The 18,800-nt window shown below is 61.0% G+C and carries 20 protein-coding genes; all 20 read left to right on the forward strand.

Features of this window, described 5'->3' with window-relative positions:
* Positions 1–143 precede the first annotated feature (143 nt).
* The 20 genes from AWM69_RS19325 (at position 144) to AWM69_RS19420 (ending at position 18,513) form a co-directional block, all read left to right on the forward strand.
* Positions 144–1,616: a sigma-54 dependent transcriptional regulator gene (locus AWM69_RS19325; RefSeq protein WP_218728024.1), complete on the forward strand. Its 1,473-nt coding sequence runs from the start codon at positions 144–146 to the stop codon at positions 1,614–1,616.
* 256 nt (positions 1,617–1,872) lie between these two features.
* Positions 1,873–3,090 carry a PAS domain-containing sensor histidine kinase gene (locus AWM69_RS19330; protein ID WP_256930436.1) on the forward strand — a complete coding sequence of 406 codons (1,218 nt, stop codon included), beginning with the start codon at positions 1,873–1,875 and terminating at the stop codon, positions 3,088–3,090.
* Positions 3,091–3,095: 5 nt separating this feature from the next.
* On the forward strand, positions 3,096–4,466 hold the full coding sequence (locus AWM69_RS19335) for a sigma-54 dependent transcriptional regulator (RefSeq protein WP_218728163.1): 1,371 nt from the start codon (positions 3,096–3,098) through the stop codon (positions 4,464–4,466).
* A gap of 247 nt (positions 4,467–4,713) precedes the next feature.
* On the forward strand, positions 4,714–5,043 hold the full coding sequence (gene fliE, locus AWM69_RS19340) for a flagellar hook-basal body complex protein FliE (protein ID WP_048383018.1): 330 nt from the start codon (positions 4,714–4,716) through the stop codon (positions 5,041–5,043).
* Between the two features lie 15 nt (positions 5,044–5,058).
* The gene (gene fliF, locus AWM69_RS19345; RefSeq protein ID WP_131654499.1) at positions 5,059–6,840 is read left to right on the forward strand and encodes a flagellar basal-body MS-ring/collar protein FliF; all 1,782 of its coding nucleotides are present in this window, start codon (positions 5,059–5,061) and stop codon (positions 6,838–6,840) included.
* A complete protein-coding gene (gene fliG / locus AWM69_RS19350) occupies positions 6,833–7,855 on the forward strand; it encodes a flagellar motor switch protein FliG (protein ID WP_048383020.1) in 1,023 nt (340 codons plus the stop codon). Before fliF ends, fliG begins: the two co-directional genes overlap by 8 nt.
* Complete coding sequence (gene fliH, locus AWM69_RS19355; protein WP_218728025.1) at positions 7,856–8,635, forward strand: flagellar assembly protein FliH; 780 nt, start codon at positions 7,856–7,858, stop codon at positions 8,633–8,635.
* The gene (gene fliI / locus AWM69_RS19360) at positions 8,625–9,983 is read left to right on the forward strand and encodes a flagellar protein export ATPase FliI (RefSeq protein WP_048383022.1); all 1,359 of its coding nucleotides are present in this window, start codon (positions 8,625–8,627) and stop codon (positions 9,981–9,983) included. The genes fliH and fliI overlap by 11 nt, the downstream gene beginning before the upstream one ends.
* A gap of 6 nt (positions 9,984–9,989) precedes the next feature.
* The gene (gene fliJ, locus AWM69_RS19365) at positions 9,990–10,442 is read left to right on the forward strand and encodes a flagellar export protein FliJ (RefSeq protein ID WP_131654496.1); all 453 of its coding nucleotides are present in this window, start codon (positions 9,990–9,992) and stop codon (positions 10,440–10,442) included.
* A gap of 138 nt (positions 10,443–10,580) precedes the next feature.
* Positions 10,581–10,943: an Hpt domain-containing protein gene (locus AWM69_RS19370; RefSeq protein ID WP_218728026.1), complete on the forward strand. Its 363-nt coding sequence runs from the start codon at positions 10,581–10,583 to the stop codon at positions 10,941–10,943.
* A 76-nt stretch (positions 10,944–11,019) separates the two neighbouring features.
* On the forward strand, positions 11,020–12,252 hold the full coding sequence (locus tag AWM69_RS19375) for a flagellar hook-length control protein FliK (RefSeq protein ID WP_218728027.1): 1,233 nt from the start codon (positions 11,020–11,022) through the stop codon (positions 12,250–12,252).
* Between the two features lie 182 nt (positions 12,253–12,434).
* Positions 12,435–12,926: a flagellar basal body-associated protein FliL gene (fliL, locus tag AWM69_RS19380; protein ID WP_131654493.1), complete on the forward strand. Its 492-nt coding sequence runs from the start codon at positions 12,435–12,437 to the stop codon at positions 12,924–12,926.
* A gap of 9 nt (positions 12,927–12,935) precedes the next feature.
* Entirely contained in the window at positions 12,936–13,904 is a 969-nt protein-coding gene (gene fliM, locus AWM69_RS19385; RefSeq protein WP_048383027.1) for a flagellar motor switch protein FliM, read from the forward strand.
* A gap of 59 nt (positions 13,905–13,963) precedes the next feature.
* On the forward strand, positions 13,964–14,431 hold the full coding sequence (fliN, locus tag AWM69_RS19390) for a flagellar motor switch protein FliN (protein ID WP_218728028.1): 468 nt from the start codon (positions 13,964–13,966) through the stop codon (positions 14,429–14,431).
* Positions 14,432–14,881, forward strand: coding sequence for a flagellar biosynthetic protein FliO (gene fliO / locus AWM69_RS19395; protein WP_131654491.1), 450 nt, complete (start codon positions 14,432–14,434; stop codon positions 14,879–14,881).
* Positions 14,881–15,624, forward strand: coding sequence for a flagellar type III secretion system pore protein FliP (gene fliP / locus AWM69_RS19400; protein ID WP_048383030.1), 744 nt, complete (start codon positions 14,881–14,883; stop codon positions 15,622–15,624). The genes fliO and fliP overlap by 1 nt, the downstream gene beginning before the upstream one ends.
* A 24-nt stretch (positions 15,625–15,648) precedes the next feature.
* Positions 15,649–15,918: a flagellar biosynthesis protein FliQ gene (gene fliQ / locus AWM69_RS19405; protein ID WP_048383031.1), complete on the forward strand. Its 270-nt coding sequence runs from the start codon at positions 15,649–15,651 to the stop codon at positions 15,916–15,918.
* A complete protein-coding gene (fliR, locus tag AWM69_RS19410) occupies positions 15,919–16,701 on the forward strand; it encodes a flagellar biosynthetic protein FliR (RefSeq protein ID WP_048383032.1) in 783 nt (260 codons plus the stop codon). It abuts the gene before it with no gap.
* A gap of 2 nt (positions 16,702–16,703) precedes the next feature.
* Positions 16,704–17,840: a flagellar biosynthesis protein FlhB gene (gene flhB / locus AWM69_RS19415; RefSeq protein ID WP_048383033.1), complete on the forward strand. Its 1,137-nt coding sequence runs from the start codon at positions 16,704–16,706 to the stop codon at positions 17,838–17,840.
* A 103-nt stretch (positions 17,841–17,943) separates the two neighbouring features.
* On the forward strand, positions 17,944–18,513 hold the full coding sequence (locus tag AWM69_RS19420) for a hypothetical protein (RefSeq protein ID WP_131654490.1): 570 nt from the start codon (positions 17,944–17,946) through the stop codon (positions 18,511–18,513).
* Positions 18,514–18,800 lie beyond the last annotated feature (287 nt).

Genomic DNA, 18,800 nt, shown 5'->3' on the forward strand with positions numbered 1-18,800 from the left:
GCCATAAATTTGACTATGCACGGTTTTTTGACTTAACTAGCGCGTTATTCTGTTTTTAGTCGTCTTGGATATCCATCGGGTCAGGGCGACGAATATGTCCTGCTTGGCCAGGGCATTGAGTTGACTAGGGAAGTTGCTATTGCATGTGGCGTGAAACCAAAATTCTGCTAATCGATGACGATAGCGCTCGCCGCCACGATTTGGCGGTGATTTTAAATTTTCTGGGTGAAGAAAATTTAGCCAGCCCTAGTCTCGATTGGGAACAGGCGGTGAGCGCTCTGTCGTCGAGTCGTGAAGTGCTTTGTGTCCTGGTCGGCGACGTCAGCATCGCTGGCGGCGTATCAGGACTGCTTAAGACACTCGCTGCGTGGGATGAGTTCCTGCCCATCATGCTTTTAGGTGAAATTTCTTCGGTCGACCTGCCTGAAGACCAGCGCCGCCGGGTGCTGTCCACCCTGGAAATGCCTCCCAGCTACAGCAAACTGCTGGATTCCCTGCACCGTGCGCAGGTATATCGCGAGATGTACGATCATGCCCGTGTGCGTGGCCGGCACCGTGAGCCCAATTTGTTCCGCAGCCTGGTAGGCACCAGCCGTGCCATTCAGCACGTGCGTCAAATGATGCAGCAAGTGGCCGACACCGAGGCCAGCGTGTTGATCCTTGGTGAGTCCGGGACTGGCAAGGAAGTGGTTGCCCGTAACCTGCATTACCATTCCAAGCGTCGCGATGCGCCCTTTGTACCGGTTAACTGCGGGGCGATTCCTGCCGAACTGCTTGAGAGTGAGCTGTTCGGCCATGAGAAGGGCGCTTTCACCGGGGCCATCACCAGCCGTGCCGGGCGTTTTGAGCTGGCCAACGGCGGTACGCTGTTCCTCGATGAAATCGGCGACATGCCGTTGCCGATGCAGGTCAAGCTGCTGCGGGTGTTGCAGGAGCGGACGTTTGAGCGGGTGGGCAGCAACAAGACCCAGAGCGCGGACGTGCGGATCATTGCCGCGACTCACAAAAACCTCGAAAGCATGATTGAGGTCGGCGCCTTCCGCGAAGACTTGTACTACCGCCTCAACGTGTTCCCGATCGAAATGGCCCCCTTGCGCGAGCGGGTCGAAGACATCCCGTTGCTGATGAACGAGCTGATCTCGCGCATGGAGCACGAAAAACGCGGTTCGATCCGCTTCAACTCCGGCGCCATCATGTCGCTGTGCAGTCATGCCTGGCCGGGCAATGTCCGGGAGCTGGCCAATCTGGTCGAGCGCATGGCAATCATGCATCCATATGGAGTGATTGGTATTGCCGAGCTGCCGAAGAAATTCCGCTACGTCGACGACGAAGACGAGCAGATGGTCGAGAGCCTGCGCTGCGACCTGGAAGAGCGTGCAGCGATCAACAATGCCCCCGATTTCACGGCCACGGCGATGCTGCCGCCCGAAGGTCTGGACCTCAAGGATTACCTTGGCGGTCTGGAGCAAGTGCTGATTCAGCAGGCGCTGGACGATGCCAATGGCATCGTGGCGCGTGCCGCTGAGCGTCTGCGCATCCGGCGTACCACGCTGGTTGAAAAAATGCGCAAGTACGGCATGAGCCGTCGTGAAGGGGACGACCAGGCAGAAGATTGACGCCTGGCTCTTTCCCGGTAGCCGCTGCCGAGTGCAGCGAGGCTGCGAGCGATGGCGCAGCAGTCGCCAACCTGTCCACGAGGACGACCTGACCCTACCGTATTGTCCGGCTTTGCGGCCGATCGCAGCTTCGTTGCGGCTGCCTGTTGAAGCGTGCACAGCGCCCGTCCTGCTGATTCATCCGATGTGGGCACGGGTATTGCTTCGTCAGGGCTAACGAACCGTTTTATGACGGTCAGCCACGCGAGAACACCTCATGCCTCATGCCGCCCACCGGTCCTCGATTCCTGATCTAGCAGGGCAAGCCACTGCACTCGCAGCGCAGCCGACCAGCCGCGAAGGGCTTGAGCAGGCGTTCTCGCTGTTCAATCAAATGTCCACTCAATTGAGTGACTCCTACAGCCTGCTTGAAGCCCGGGTCACTGAGCTCAAAGGCGAGCTGGCGCTGGTCAGTGCCCAGCGCATGGCCGAGCTGGCCGAGAAGGAGCGACTCGCCAATCGGCTGCAGCATCTGCTGGATCTGTTGCCGGGCGGCGTGGTGGTGATCGATGACCGTGGCCGTGTCCGTGAAGCCAATCCGGCGGCCGGTGAGTTGCTGGGGCTGCCCCTGGAAGGTGAGCTGTGGCGGCATGTGATTGCCCGCTGTTTTGCACCCCGCGAAGACGATGGCCACGAAGTGTCCCTCAAGGATGGTCGGCGGTTGTCGATCACCACCCGCTCGCTGGACGCTGAGCCCGGGCAATTGGTGGTGCTTAATGACCTGACAGAAACCCGGCGCTTGCAAGACCAGTTGGCCCGGCATGAGCGGCTGTCTTCTTTGGGGCGCATGGTCGCCTCGCTGGCGCATCAGATTCGCACGCCGCTGTCGGCGGCCTTGATTTATGCCAGCCATTTGACCGAGCAAGCGCTGCCGGTGGAAACCCAGCAGCGATTTGCCGGGCGCCTCAAGGAGCGCCTGCACGAACTGGAACATCAGGTGCGCGACATGCTGGTGTTCGCCCGCGGCGAGTTGCCGCTGACGGATCGAGTCAGCCCCAAGGCATTGATGCAGGCCCTGCAGGCCGCTGCCCAGCCCCATGTTGAGGGCGTCTCGCTGCGCTGGCAGTGCGATGTACACGGCGGGCAGGTGCTGTGCAATCGGGACACGCTGGTGGGGGCGCTGCTCAACCTGATTGAAAACGCGCTGCAGGCAGGCACGGCGAACGTGCGGCTCAAGGTGCATCTGTATGCCCGCGATCACAGCCTGCGGTTGTGTGTGAGCGACAGTGCCGGCGGGATTGAGCCCAAGGTACTGGCGCGCGTGGGCGAGCCTTTCTTCACCACCAAGGCCACGGGCACCGGCCTGGGCCTGGCGGTGGTCAACGCGGTGGTGCGGGCGCACCAGGGCGAGCTGAAACTGCAGTCGCGCCTGGGGCGCGGTACGTGTGCCTTGCTCAGCTTGCCGCTGATACCGCACACGCTGGAGACAAACTGATGGTGATGAACATCAACGTGTTGCTGGTGGAGGACGATCGCGCCTTGCGCGAAGCCCTGGCTGACACCCTGTTATTGGCGGGGCATGGTTTTCGTGCTGTGGCGTCGGCTGAAGAGGCGCTGGCGGCGGTTGCGACCGAGTCGTTCAGCCTGGTGGTCAGCGACGTCAATATGCCGGGCATGGACGGCCATCAATTGCTTGCCCGGTTACGCGCAAGCCAGCCGCAATTACCGGTGTTGCTGATGACCGCCCACGGCGCTGTCGAGCGTGCCGTGGACGCCATGCGCCAGGGCGCGGTGGACTATCTGGTCAAGCCGTTTGAGCCCAAGGCCTTGCTGGACCTGGTGGCCCGCCATGCGCTGGGCAGCCTCGGCGTTGCCGACAGCGAAGGTCCGGTGGCCGTTGAGCCGGCCAGTACGCAACTGCTGGAGCTGGCAGCGCGGGTGGCCCGCAGCGACTCGACGGTGCTGATTTCCGGTGAGTCCGGGACCGGCAAGGAGGTGCTGGCACGTTACATTCATCAGCATTCCCATCGGGTTGATCGGCCATTTGTAGCGATCAACTGTGCGGCGATCCCGGACAACATGCTGGAAGCCACTTTGTTCGGCCATGAAAAAGGCTCGTTTACCGGGGCCATTGCAGCCCAGGCCGGCAAGTTTGAGCAGGCGGATGGCGGCACCCTGTTGCTCGACGAAATTTCCGAGATGCCCCTGGGGTTGCAGGCCAAGCTGTTGCGGGTGTTGCAAGAGCGTGAAGTCGAGCGTGTGGGCGGGCGTAAACCGATCGTGCTGGATATCCGCGTGGTTGCCACCACCAACCGCGATCTGGCGGGCGAGGTGGCGGCGGGGCGCTTCCGGGAAGACCTCTACTACCGGCTTTCGGTGTTTCCGCTGGCCTGGCGTCCTTTGCGCGAGCGTACCGCCGACATCGTGCCGCTGGCCGAGCGTTTGCTGGCCAAGTACATCAGCAAAATGAAGCACACCGCGGTGCGTTTTTCACCCCGGGCCAAGGCGTGCCTGATGGGGTATCCGTGGCCGGGCAACGTGCGTGAACTGGATAACGCGATCCAGCGGGCGCTGATCCTGCAACAGGGCGGGTTGATCGAAGCGGCAGACTTTTGCCTCGCCGGGCCGGTGACCTGCGCGCCTTTGCCGGAGATGGCAATGGCGCCCGTGGAAGAACCGACGGGGGGCTTGGGCGATGACCTGCGCCGCCGGGAATTCCAGATGATTATCGACACCTTGCGTGCCGAACGCGGGCGGCGCAAGGAAGCCTCCGAACGCCTGGGCATCAGCCCGCGCACCTTGCGTTACAAGCTGGCGCAAATGCGCGATGCGGGGATGGATGTCGAGGCGTATTTGTTTGCGGCGACCTGAGTGCGCGTGCCATCGCTGACATACCGAAAGGCCTGAATGTGTGAGGGCTTCGTCAGGATGTCTTGCCGCGCCGGTCGCAGCCTTCGTGCCTCGGCAGCGGCTACAGGGAGGCTTTTGATTTTACAGCCTGCGACGATTGGTAACGTTTATTCGGATACTGTGACAAAGAGCTGGCACCCTTGTTGCTACACCACTTCCAATGTCGTGAAAGTGTCAAAAAAATGCGTGTTGTCGGAGGCGGTTGTCCATGAGCCAAGGTATTGAATTTAATCGATTGATGTTGGACATGCGGGCCATGCAAATGGACGCGATGGCCCAGCCGAAGTCGGCTGTGCAAGTCCCGCAAACGGGGGCCGGCAGTTTCTCCGACATGCTCGGCAACGCGATCAACAAGGTCAGCGAAACGCAGCAGGCATCGTCCCAGCTGTCGACGGCCTTTGAGGTCGGCAAAACCGGCGTTGATCTGACGGATGTGATGATTGCGTCGCAAAAAGCCAGCGTGTCCTTCCAGGCATTGACCCAAGTGCGTAACAAACTGGTTCAGGCGTATCAGGACATCATGCAGATGCCGGTTTAAGGACGATATCAAGTCATGGCAGATGCACTTCCGGATAACGTTCCGGCCACTCCGGGCCCCGGCGGCAAACCGCTGTTCGGCCTGACCTTCCTCGATAATCTGGCCGACATGACCATGCTGCGTCAGGTCGGTCTGATGGTCGGCCTGGCCGCGAGCGTGGCGATTGGCTTTGCCGTGGTGCTGTGGTCGCAACAGCCCGATTACCGGCCGCTGTACGGCAGCCTGGCCGGACTGGATGCCAAACAGGTCATGGAGACCCTGGCAGCGTCCGATATCGCCTATACCGTTGAGCCAAACTCCGGCGCCTTGCTGGTCAAGGCCGATGACGTGGCGCGTGCCCGTCTCAAGCTGGCGGCAGCGGGGGTGACGCCTACCGACAGCAACATCGGCTTTGAAATCCTCGATAAAGAACAGGGCCTGGGCACCAGCCAGTTCATGGAAGCCACGCGCTATCGCCGTGGTCTGGAAGGCGAGCTGGCGCGGACCATTTCCAGCCTGAATAACGTCAAGGGTGCGCGGGTTCACCTGGCGATCCCTAAAAGCTCGGTGTTCGTGCGCGATGAACGTCGGCCAAGCGCTTCGGTGCTGGTTGAGTTGTACGCCGGTCGATCCCTGGAGCCGGGACAGGTGCTGGCCATCGTCAATCTGGTGGCGACCAGCGTGCCCGAGCTGAACAAGTCACAGATCACCGTGGTCGACCAAAAAGGCAACCTGCTCTCGGATCAGGCGGAAAATTCCGGGCTGACCATGGCCGGCAAGCAGTTCGACTACAGTCGCCGCATGGAAAGCATGCTGACCCAGCGCGTGCACAACATTTTGCAGCCGGTGCTGGGCAATGACCGCTACAAGGCTGAAGTCTCGGCCGACGTCGACTTCAGTGCGGTGGAGTCCACCTCCGAACAGTTCAACCCGGATCAACCGGCCCTGCGCAGCGAGCAATCGACCTCCGAGCAGCGTACGGCCAGCAATGGTCCGCAAGGTGTGCCCGGGGCGTTGAGCAATCAGCCGCCCGGCCCGACCACGGCACCCCAGCAAGCCGGTCAGGGCGCTGCCGCGGCCGGCATGATCCAGCCCGGTCAGCCGTTGCTCGATGCCAACGGTCAGCAAATCATGGACCCGGCGACGGGGCAGCCGATGCTGGCGCCGTACCCGGCGGACAAACGTTCGCAGTCGACCCGCAACTTCGAGCTGGACCGCTCCATCAGCCACACCAAGCAGCAGCAGGGCCGCGTCAATCGCCTGTCGGTGGCGGTGGTGATCGACGATCAGTTCAATGTCGATCCGGCCAGTGGCGACGTCACTCGGGCACCCTGGAGCACCGATCAATTGGCGCGCTTCACCCGTCTGGTACAAGACGCCGTAGGCTTTGATGCCAGCCGCGGCGACAGCGTGAGCGTGATCAACGTCCCGTTCTCCCCGGAACGTGCTGAAGTAGTGGCCGATATCCCGTTTTATTCCCAGCCCTGGTTCTGGGATGTGGTCAAGCAGGTGCTGGGCGTGCTGTTCATCCTGGTGCTGGTCTTCGGTGTGTTGCGCCCGGTGCTCAACAACATCAGCGGGCAGGGCCGCAACAAGCACGCAGCCGGGATTGGCAACGATGCCGAGTTGGGCGCGATGAGCGGCTTCGACAGCGAGCTGGCCAATGATCGCGTCAGCCTCGGCGGCCCGCAAAGCATTCTGTTGCCGAGCCCTAGCGAAGGCTATGACGCTCAATTGAATGCGATCAAAAGTCTGGTAGCAGAAGACCCGGGCCGTGTGGCTCAGGTCGTGAAAGAGTGGATCAACGCTGATGAGTGACAACCGAGCTGCCCTTAACGCCAAGCTGAGCCGGGTCGACAAGGCCGCTATCTTGCTGTTGTCGCTGGGTGAAACCGATGCGGCCCAGGTGCTGCGGCACATGGGGCCCAAAGAAGTCCAGCGGGTGGGTGTGGCGATGGCGCAAATGCGTAACGTGCACCGCGAACAAGTTGAACAGGTGATGAGCGAGTTCGTCGAAATCGTCGGCGATCAGACCAGCCTCGGCGTGGGGTCTGACGGTTATATCCGCAAAATGCTGACTCAGGCCTTGGGCGAAGACAAAGCCAATGGCCTGATCGACCGCATTCTGCTGGGCGGCAATACCAGTGGCCTCGACAGCCTGAAGTGGATGGAGCCGCGAGCGGTGGCCGATGTGATTCGCTTCGAACACCCGCAAATCCAGGCCATTGTGGTGGCCTACCTCGACCCGGATCAGGCGGGCGAGGTGCTGGGGCATTTTGACCATAAAGCGCGGCTGGACATCATCCTGCGGGTTTCATCGCTCAACACGGTGCAACCGGCGGCGCTGAAAGAGCTGAACCAGATTCTTGAAAAGCAGTTCTCGGGCAACTCCAACGCCGCACGCACGTCTTTGGGCGGGATCAAGCGAGCGGCCGACATCATGAACTTCCTCGACAGCTCGATGGAAGGTCAGTTGATGGACTCGATTCGCGATGTCGACGAAGACCTGTCCGGCCAGATCGAAGACCTCATGTTTGTCTTCAACAACCTGGCCGATGTCGACGACCGCGGGATTCAGGCGTTGTTGCGCGAAGTGTCTTCGGACGTGCTGGTGCTGGCCCTCAAGGGTTCCGACGAAAACGTTCAGGAAAAGATCTTCAAGAACATGTCCAAGCGTGCGGCCGAACTGTTGCGCGATGACCTCGAAGCCAAGGGGCCGGTACGCGTCAGCGATGTCGAAACGGCGCAGAAAGAAATCCTCACCATTGCCCGCCGTATGGCCGAAGCCGGAGAAATCGTTCTCGGCGGGAAGGGCGGCGAAGAGATGATCTAAGTGAGCAATGGCGAGTCTCCGGCAGATGTAATCCGCGCCAAGGATGTGGGTGCTTTCGAGGTATGGGGGTTGCCCAGCTTCGATCCGTGGCGCGAGCCCTGCGAGCCTGAGCCGCAGCCGGAACCCGAGCCGGTTGAGGCGCCGCCGGTGGAAATGGAGGAAGTGCCGCTGGAGGACGTCCAGCCACTGACCCTCGAAGAACTCGAGAGCATTCGCCAGGAAGCCTGGAACGAAGGCTTTGCCACAGGTGAAAAGGAAGGCTTCCACAGCACTCAGCTTAAAGTGCGTCAGGAGGCCGAGACGGCCTTGAGCGCCAAGGTCGCAAGCCTTGAGCGTTTGATGGGCAACCTGTTGGCGCCACTGGCCGAGCAGGACCAGCAACTTGAAAAGGCTATGGTCGGCCTGGTCGAACACATCACCCGGCAGGTGATCCAGCGCGAATTGAAAACCGACTCCCGGCAAATCGAGCAGGTGCTGCGCGAGGGGCTGAAGCTGTTGCCGTTGGGCGCCGAGAATATCCGGCTGTTCATCAATCCCCAGGACTTCGATCAGATCAAGGCCCTGCGTGAACGCCATGGCGAACATTGGCGGATCGTCGAAGACGATACGCTGCAACCGGGTGGCTGTCGTATTGAAACCGAACACAGCCGGATCGATGCCAGCATCGAAACCCGCATCACCCAGGCCATGAGCCAGCTGTTCGATCAGTTGCATGAGCAGTCGCTGCACCCGGCCGCGGCGGACCTGGACATCGATCTGGACGCGCCGGATGCGCCTTAGACGCACCAGCTTTGCCAAGCGCCTGAGCAGCTATGCGCCAGCGGTGTCGTTGCCCGCGCAGCCGGTGGTCGAAGGCCGCCTGCTGCGCATGGTCGGCCTGACCCTTGAGGCCGAAGGCCTGCGCGCCGCCATGGGCAGCCGCTGCCTGGTGATCAACGATGACAGCTTTCACCCGGTCGAAGTCGAAGCTGAGGTGATGGGCTTTTCCGGCAGCAAGATTTTCCTCATGCCGGTGGGCAGTGTCGCCGGGATTGCGCCCGGAGCACGGGTGGTGCCTTTGGCCGATACCGGTCGTTTACCGATGGGCATGAGCATGCTCGGCCGGGTGCTGGATGGTGCCGGGCGGCCGCTGGACGGCAAGGGCGGGATGAAGGCTGAAGACTGGGTGCCGATGGATGGCCCCACCATCAACCCGCTCAAGCGCGACCCCATCAGTGTGCCGCTGGACGTGGGTATTCGCAGCATCAACGGTTTATTGACGGTCGGCCGCGGTCAGCGGCTGGGCCTGTTCGCCGGTACTGGCGTGGGCAAGAGTGTGTTGCTGGGCATGATGACCCGCTTTACCGAGGCCGACATCATTGTGGTTGGCCTGATCGGCGAGCGGGGCCGCGAGGTGAAGGAGTTCATCGAGCACAGCCTCGGTGCAGAAGGGCTCAAGCGTTCGGTGGTGGTCGCATCACCGGCCGATGACGCGCCCTTGATGCGTTTGCGTGCCGCCATGTACTGCACGCGGATTGCCGAATACTTTCGGGACAAGGGTAAAAATGTCCTGCTGCTGATGGATTCCCTCACCCGATTCGCCCAGGCCCAGCGGGAAATCGCCCTGGCCATCGGTGAGCCGCCGGCGACCAAAGGTTACCCGCCTTCGGTGTTCGCCAAACTGCCGAAACTGGTGGAGCGCGCCGGTAACGCCGAAGCCGGTGGCGGCTCGATTACCGCGTTTTATACCGTGCTGTCCGAAGGCGACGATCAGCAGGACCCGATTGCCGACTCGGCACGGGGCGTGCTCGACGGTCATATCGTGCTGTCCCGGCGCCTGGCGGAAGAGGGGCACTACCCGGCCATCGATATTGAAGCGTCCATCAGCCGGGTGATGCCGTCGGTGGTCAGCGAGGAGCACCTGAGGCGGGCGCAGCAGTTCAAGCAGTTGTGGTCGCGCTTCCAGCAGGCGCGGGACTTGATCAGCGTCGGTGCCTACGTCCCCGGCGGTGATCGCGAAACCGACACGGCGATTGCCTTGCAGCCGGCGATGGTGGCGTACTTGCGCCAGGGATTGAACGACAACGTCAGCCTGGCCGAGAGTGGCGGCCATCTGGGCTCGATTTTCGCGCCGGCGGCGGGTGGCTAATCCGTCATGGCAACTGGAGGAAGAGCGGCGCGCCTGGCGCCGGTGGTGGATATGGCCGAGAAAGCAGAGCGCACGGCCGCCCAGCGTCTGGGGCACTTTCAAGGCCAGGTCAATCTGGCGAACAGCAAGCTCGGCGACCTTGAAAAGTATCGCGGCGAGTACCAGTCGCAATGGGTCGAGCGCGGCAGCCAGGGCGTGAGCGGACAGTGGTTGCGCAACTATCAGTACTTCCTCAACCAGCTTGAAACGGCCGTCGGCCAGCAGCGCCAGAGTCTGGTGTGGCATGAAAACAACCTCAACAAGGCCCGTGAAACCTGGCAGCAGGCCTATGCCCGGGTCGAAGGGTTGCGCAAGCTGGTTCAGCGCTATGCCGACGAAGCACGGCAGCTCGACGACAAGCGTGAACAAAAGCTGATGGACGAGTTGTCCCAGCGCTCATCACGCCAGGACGGTGACTGATCCTTTCGGCGCAACGACACCGTTGGTCGGCCCGCGTGGGCCAGCCGCCGCGCCCCCGGCGATGGTCGTAGTGTGACCATAGAGTTTTCATGGGAGGCTCTGGCATACTTCGCCCATTCTTGATCAAGGAGTGAACAAGTGTCTGACATTCATATGGACTCAAACGTCGTCAGTGCGTTGCGCGATGTCATGGAGGGCGGGTTTGCCGACCTGCTGGACACCTTTCTTTCCGACTCGGAAGAACGTCTCGGGCAATTGCACAACGCCCATGAGGCCGGTGCTCTGACGCTGGTTGCCCATAGCTTCAAAGGCAGCAGCAGCAACATGGGGGCCATTCGGCTGGCGCACCTGTGCGGCTTGCTTGAAGAGCGAGCGCAGAAGAAACAACTGGCGGGCATCGAAGAGCTGGTGATCAAAATCGACGATGAATATCAAATGGTACGGCGCCTTTACCGTGCCGAACGCCAGCGTCTTGTGCCGCCCAACCTCGCCTCCGGCTGATTGCGCCAAAACTGGCCCGAACCTTGCTCTAAGTCTCTGACCTGTACCTATGCCAGCGTACAGCGGAGACCTGTCAATGCCCCTTGCTGCCCAAACACTGCTTCAGACATCTGCCTCTGCTGCCTCCCGGTCAGCAGCGGCAAACCCTGCGCCACCGGCCGTCGAGCCCGTCCGTTCCGGGGCAGAGCACTTTTCGCGGGTGTATGCCAAGGCGTCAGAGGGCAAGTCTGGGGGCGTTGCACACAAGGTCGAGGTGAGCAAGGACACGCCAGCAGACAAGTCACCTGACGTTGCCGATAGCGGCAAGCCCTTGCCTGCCGGCAAGGGCGCGAGCGGCGCTGATCAGGATGGCGACACCGCGGCCTCCGGGGATGAGGCGGGTGTTGTGGCGCCGGGGATTGTGCACACGCCGACGGTGCCTGTGCCCGATACACCGCCCGACAGCGTGTCGCCGCAACCCGAGCTTCAGGCGCCGCAATGGCTGGCCGTGGCAGTGCCGCCGCCCACCGTGACGGATGAAACCTTCGATCCCGAAGCCGATCCCCTCGACGACATGCCGGCGGTACGCCTGGCAATGGAGCAGGGCGGGCATGTTTCGGCCAGCAGTCAGGCGTCCGTCAAGCCCGGCACCCCCGACAATGCACCGGTTGCGGCTCAGGGCCAGACCAGCGGGATCGCCATGTTGATCGACTCGCAGGCGGACGCCTCGACCAGCGGTGAAGGTGGGGAGAAGGCATTCAAAGGGCTGGTTGACGATGGGCTGAAGGATCTGGCGAATGCCTCCAGCGATACCCGGGTCGATGACTTTGCCAATCGCCTGGCGGCACTGACCCAGGCGGCGGTGCCCAAAACCACCCATGCGCTGCCGGTCAATCAGCCATTAGCCATGCATCAGAGTGGCTGGTCTGAAGAGGTGGTCAATCGGGTGATGTACCTGTCCAGTGCCAACCTCAAGTCGGCGGATATCCAATTGGAGCCTGCGGAGCTGGGCCGTCTGGATATTCGGGTCAATATCAGTGCCGACCAGGCGGCGCAGGTCAACTTCGTCAGTGGTCATGCCGGGGTGCGTGAGGCGCTGGACAGCCAGATGCATCGTCTGCGGGAAATGTTTGCCCAGCAGGGTATGGGGCAGGTCGACGTCAGCGTGTCCGACCAGTCGCGCCAGTGGCAGGGCCAGGAGCATCAGGAGCAGGCTCGCCGTGGCGCCAGGTCTGAAAGCAGCCACGAAGACGAGTTGAACACCACCCCGGCCCAGGCGGTAGCGCCAGGCATCGTGCTGGGCTCCAGCGCCGTGGATTACTACGCGTAACCCGTGCAGTCCAGCGCCTGAATCGACGACGGCGACGAAAGCCCGTAGCCGCTGCCGAGGCACGAAGGCTGCGATGCTTGACGGGCAACCGAGTCTCTACAGCGTCATCTGCCACTTCTGGCACAACCCTTGCTCTGCCTAGCCCCGCACCTGTGAAAACCAAATAGTGACGGATTATTGGCATGGCGACGAATGACGCAGTGAATGACACCGCAGGCAAAGGCAAGCTCAAGCTGATTATTCTGATCGCCGTAGCCGTGCTGTTGGCGGTCGGTCTTTCTGTGGGCGCGACCTGGTATGTCATGCATACCCCGAAAACTGAATCGGCGCCCGTGGTTGAGTCCGGCATCAAGCCCGCCGCCATTTATGAGGCGATGGCTCCGGCCTTTGTGGTCAATTACAACGCCAATGGCCGCCAGCGCTACATGCAAGTGAGCATGACCTTGCAAGCGCGTGATGCCGCGGACCTCAATGCCCTTAAAGTGCATATGCCGGTGATTCGCAATAATTTGGTGATGCTGTTCTCTGGCCAGGCCTTTGACGATCTGGCAACGCCGGTGGGCCAGGAAATCTTGCGCCAGAAAGCGACTGCCAGCGTGCAGGCCGTGGCGCAAAAAGAACTCGGCAAAGTGGTTATCGACCAGGTGCTCTTTACTAACTTTGTATTGCAGTAGGATCACGACATGGCCGTGCAAGACCTGCTGTCCCAGGATGAGATCGACGCGCTGTTGCATGGTGTCGACGACGGTCTGGTACAGGCCGAAACCGCTGTCGAACCCGGCAGTGTCAAAAGTTATGACCTGACCAGTCAGGACCGTATTGTCCGGGGCCGCATGCCGACCCTGGAAATGATCAACGAGCGCTTCGCCCGCTACACCCGCATCAGCATGTTCAACATGCTGCGACGCTCTGCAGACGTCGCCGTGGGCGGGGTACAGGTGATGAAATTCGGTGAGTACGTGCATTCGCTGTATGTGCCCACCAGCCTCAACCTGGTCAAGATCAAGCCGTTGCGTGGCACGGCGCTGTTTATTCTCGACGCCAAGCTGGTGTTCAAGCTGGTGGACAATTTTTTTGGCGGCGACGGTCGTCACGCCAAGATCGAAGGCCGTGAATTCACCCCCACCGAGTTGCGGGTGGTGCGCATGGTGCTGGAGCAGGCTTTCATCGATTTGAAAGAAGCCTGGCAAGCAATCATGGAAGTCAATTTCGAGTACATCAACTCGGAAGTGAACCCGGCCATGGCCAATATCGTCGGCCCCAGTGAGGCGATCGTGGTGTCTACGTTCCACATCGAACTCGATGGCGGGGGCGGCGACCTGCACGTGACCATGCCGTATTCGATGATCGAGCCGGTGCGCGAAATGCTCGATGCCGGTTTCCAGTCAGACCTCGACGATCAGGACGAGCGCTGGAGCAAAGCGCTGCGCGAAGACGTGCTGGACGTCAGTGTGCCGCTCAGTGCCACCGTGGCCCGGCGTCAATTGCGCCTGCGTGACATCTTGCACATGCAGCCCGGGGATGTGATTCCGGTCGAGCTGCAGGACGAACTGGTCATGCGCGCCAATGGCGTGCCTTCGTTCAAGGTCAAACTGGGCTCGCACAAAGGCAACCTCGCGTTGCAAGTGGTTGAGCCCATCGGCCGGCGCTAAGCGTCGGTCTTTCTACAACATTGCTGTGCTAATGATTGACTGCCCGCCGAGGACACCCGATGGCTACCGAACACGAAACAACTTCTGCGCAAGATCAGGCGCTGGCTGACGAATGGGCGGCGGCTCTGGAAGAAACCGGTGATGTCGACCAGGCAGACATCGACGCACTGCTGGCAGCCGACGCGGCGAAAAAACCGGCCTCCAGCCGTTTGCCGATGGAAGAGTTCGGCAGCGTGCCGCGCAATAACGAACCCGTCTCGCTGGAAGGCCCCAACCTGGATGTGATTCTGGATATCCCGGTGTCCATCTCCATGGAAGTGGGCAGCACCGAGATCAACATTCGCAACCTGCTGCAACTCAACCAGGGTTCGGTGATCGAGCTCGATCGCCTGGCCGGTGAACCACTGGACGTGCTGGTCAACGGCACCCTGATTGCCCACGGCGAAGTGGTCGTGGTCAATGAGAAGTTCGGCATCCGCCTGACTGACGTGATCAGTCCAAGCGAACGCATCAAGAAGCTGCGCTAAGTGAAGCGGATTCTTGGCGGTTTACTGGCGTTACCCTTCAGTGTGCTGGCGGCCGAGCCGCTGACCACCGGCGCAGCCGCGGCTGCCCCGGTCGTCGTGGCCGGTACGGGCGTGGGCGCACAGCTGACGCAATTGGTGCTGGGGCTGTTGCTGGTGCTGGGGCTGATTTTCGCCCTGGCCTGGCTGTTGCGTCGGGTGCAGCAGACGGGCGCGCGCCAGGGCGGCCAAGTGATCGAGCTGATCAGTTCGCGGGCGTTGGGTGCCCGTGATCGGCTGGTGCTGGTCCAGGTGGGCAACGAGCAAATTCTGCTGGGGCTCACCCCGGGACGGATCACCCCGTTGCACGTGCTCAAGGAACCGGTGCCGGTACCACAGGGCGCACCTGCGGCCACCTCGGAGTTTGCCAAGCGTTTGATGGACGTGTTGGGTCAGCAAAAGGACAAGCCGTAATGCGTTTAGTGGTTGCGCTGTTATTGGCGTTGGTTGCGCCCATGGCGCTAGGGGCGGATCCGCTGTCGATTCCGGCGATCACCCTGGGCACCGGCGCCAACGGCCAGCAGGAGTATTCGGTCAGCCTGCAGATTTTGCTGATCATGACGGCGCTGAGTTTTATTCCGGCGTTCGTGATGCTGATGACCAGCTTTACCCGCATCATCATCGTGTTCTCGATCTTGCGTCAGGCCCTGGGTTTGCAACAAACGCCGTCGAACCAGATCCTGACCGGCATGGCGCTGTTTCTGACGATGTTCATCATGGCCCCGGTGTTCGACAAGGTGAACGAAAACGCCTTGCAGCCGTATCTCGCGGAAAAACTCTCGGCTCAGGAAGCGATCCTCAAGGCCGAAGTGCCGATCAAGGATTTCATGCTGGCGCAAACCCGCACCAGTGACCTGGAGCTGTTCATGCGGCTGTCAAAGCGCACCGACATCGCCACTCCGGACGCCGCGCCCTTGACCATTCTGGTGCCGGCGTTCGTGACGTCGGAGCTGAAAACCGCCTTCCAGATCGGCTTCATGATCTTCATTCCGTTCCTGATCATCGACCTGGTGGTTGCCAGTGTGCTGATGGCGATGGGCATGATGATGTTGTCGCCGCTGATTATCTCGTTGCCGTTCAAGATCATGCTGTTTGTGCTGGTGGATGGCTGGGCGCTGATTATCGGCACCTTGGCCAGCAGCTTCGGCGGGGTGTGACGCCATGACCGGGAGTAATGCGCAATGACCCCTGAAGTGGCCGTTGACCTGTTTCGCGGTGCCTTGTGGCTGACCACCCTGATGGTGGCCGTGCTGGTGGTGCCCAGTTTGCTGGTGGGCCTGCTGGTGGCGATGTTTCAGGCCGCTACCCAGATCAACGAACAGACCCTGAGCTTTTTGCCGCGTTTGCTGGTGATGCTGGTAACCCTGATTGTGGCCGGGCCCTGGCTGGTGCAAACCTTCATGGAGTACATCCTGCAGTTGTACGGCAGTATTCCGCAGTTGATCGGTTAAATGTCTCTGCTCGCCCTGACTGACGCACAGATCAGCACCTGGGTCGCCAGCTTTATGCTGCCGCTGTTCCGGGTGGGCGCGTTGCTGACCACCATGCCGATTATTGGTACGACGCTGGTGCCCAAGCGCATCAAGTTGTTTTTGTCCCTGGCCATCACCCTGGCGATCATGCCGAGCCTGCCGCCGATGCCCACCGTCAACGCTCTGGATTTGAGCGGGCTGCTGCTGATTGCCGAGCAAATCATCATCGGTGCGCTGCTGGGCTTTTCGTTGCAGCTGTTCTTCCAGGCTTTCGTGGTGGCCGGGCAAATTGTCGCGATCCAGATGGGCATGGGCTTCGCGTCCATGGTCGACCCGGCCAACGGGGTCAACGTGGCGGTGATCGGGCAGTTCTTCACCATGCTGGTGACCTTGCTGTTTTTGTCGATGAATGGCCACCTGGTGGTGTTCGAGGTGATTACCGAAAGCTTCACCACGTTACCGGTCGGCGGCGGGTTGCTGTCGAATCACTACTGGGAAATCGCCAACAAAATGGGCTGGGTGCTCGGGGCTGCGCTGTTGCTGGTATTGCCGGCCATCACCGCGTTGCTGGTGGTCAACATCGCCTTCGGCGTCATGACCCGGGCGGCGCCGCAACTGAATATCTTCGCGATCGGCTTTCCGCTGACGCTGGTGCTGGGCATGGTGATCCTGTGGATCGGCCTGGCTGACATTCTCAATCAGTATCAACCGCTGGCCTCACAGGCCTTGCAGTTCTTACGTGAGCTGGCGCGGGCACGGTAGCGATGGCAGAAAGTGAAAGCGGTGCCGACAAAACAGAAGACCCCACGGAGAAACGAAAAAAGGACTCCAGAGAAAAGGGTGAAATAGCGCGCTCCAAAGAACTCAACACGCTGGCAATCATGCTCGCCGGATCGGCAGGGCTGTTGATTTTTGGTGGCGCCCTCGCTCAGGACCTGATGGCGTTGATGCGCTACAACTTCAGCCTGAGTCGCGAGGTGCTGCTCAATACCGACTCCATGGGTATTTTCCTGCTGCACTCCGGAAAAATCGCACTGCTGGCTGTGCAGCCGGTGTTGATCACCTTGTTGATCGCCGCGCTGGTCGGCCCCATTTCGCTTGGCGGCTGGCTGTTTGCTGCGGGCAGCCTGGCCCCGAAATTCAGTCGCATGAACCCGGCCGCCGGGATCAAGCGCATGTTCTCGACCAAAGCGCTGGTAGAGCTGCTCAAGGCGCTGGCCAAGTTTTTCATCATCCTGATCGTCGCGCTGCTGGTCTTGAAGTCCGACATCGACGACCTGTTGCGCATTGCTCACGAGCCGCTGGAGCTGGCGGTGATCCATAGCCTGCAAGTGGTTGGCTGGAGTGCTTTGTGGATGGCCTGCGGGCTGATCCTGATCGCTGCAGTCGACGTGCCGGTGCAGCTGTGGGAAAGCCATCAGAAGCTGCTGATGACCAAGCAGGAAGTGCGCGACGAGCACAAGGATCAGGAAGGCCGGCCCGAGGTCAAGCAGCGGATCCGTCAGCTTCAGCGCGACATGTCCCAGCGGCGGATGATGGCAGCGATCCCCGATGCCGATGTGATCATCACCAACCCGACGCATTACGCCGTCGCCCTCAAGTACGACCCGCAAGAAGGCGGGGCGCCGATGTTGCTGGCCAAGGGCAGCGACTTCCTGGCGCTGAAAATCCGTGAGATTGGTAAGGAGCACAACGTCCTGTTGCTGGAGTCCCCGGCCTTGGCGCGCTCGATCTACTACTCCACTGAGCTTGAGCAGGAAATCCCCGCCGGGCTGTACCTGGCCGTGGCCCAGGTATTGGCCTACGTGTACCAGATTCGTCAGCACCAGGCCGGCCGTGGCAAACGCCCGGACCCACTGAAAGACCTGCCGATTCCGCCAGACCTGAGGCGTGACGAGTAAGCCGCGACTGTGGCACTTGTTATCAGTAGTGGCTTTGCGTAAATCTGCTTAACTTGAAAAGGCCGAGAGTCATGAAGCTTCGTGCCTGCAATGGAGATGCGCGATGTCCATCGAGTTAACCCTTATTCCTCAAGGCTCTGCCAGCACTTATGCGCTGAGCGACTCACGCGATATCGCGTGCGTCGATCTTGAGAGCCCGTTCACCACCTTCCCGGTGCTGGACGGCACATTTGCGATTTTCTGGCTGGATCAGTTACAGGGTTCGCACGTTATCGGCTTTGGCAACGAATGCACCAACCTGCTGGCATTGATTGCACTGCCGACGGTACCCGAAGGCAGCGGGCGGGCGCAGTACTACGAGGCAATCATGACGCGTTGCCATCAGGAGCGGGATTCGATCCTGGGATTCCTGCGCAAATCATTGAGTTTTGAAGGCATCAATGGACGTTGTGTGCGCAGCTTTATCTTGTACAAGCTGCTGCGCCAGTTGCGGCTGGCCAATGTGCCGATATGGCAGGGTGGCGCGGGCGAGTGGGACGAGCGATGCGGCGAGATCCTGATCGGTGGACGCGGCTCGCCGCATTACGAACCCAATCGCAGGATCGATGTGGCATTTGAGTCCAGCAGCAATGCGTGCCTGGTGATCGACCTGGGTGAGTGGCACTGGAACTGACCGCGTTTTCGTCGCCGCCGGACGCGGCTACGAATCGACGTGTGCAACCCATCGCAGCCTTCGGCAGCGGCTACAGATGAATGGGCAGGTGAAACGAGGCGACGCCCAGGTGGATTACGCTTGCTTCGCAGTCGGACGCGGCTACGAATCGACGTGTGTAGCCGCTGCCGCAGGCTGCGATAAGGCCCGAAGGGCCTTCAAAACGGGGTCGCTGCGCAACCCATCGCAGCCTTCGGCAGCGGCTACAGAATGAAGGGGCAGGTGAGCATCCCGCCTGCTTCGCCATC

Origin of the sequence: Pseudomonas sp. D1HM (genome assembly GCF_019266105.1) — a bacterium.
Classification (GTDB): Bacteria; Pseudomonadota; Gammaproteobacteria; order Pseudomonadales; family Pseudomonadaceae; genus Aquipseudomonas; species Aquipseudomonas taetrolens.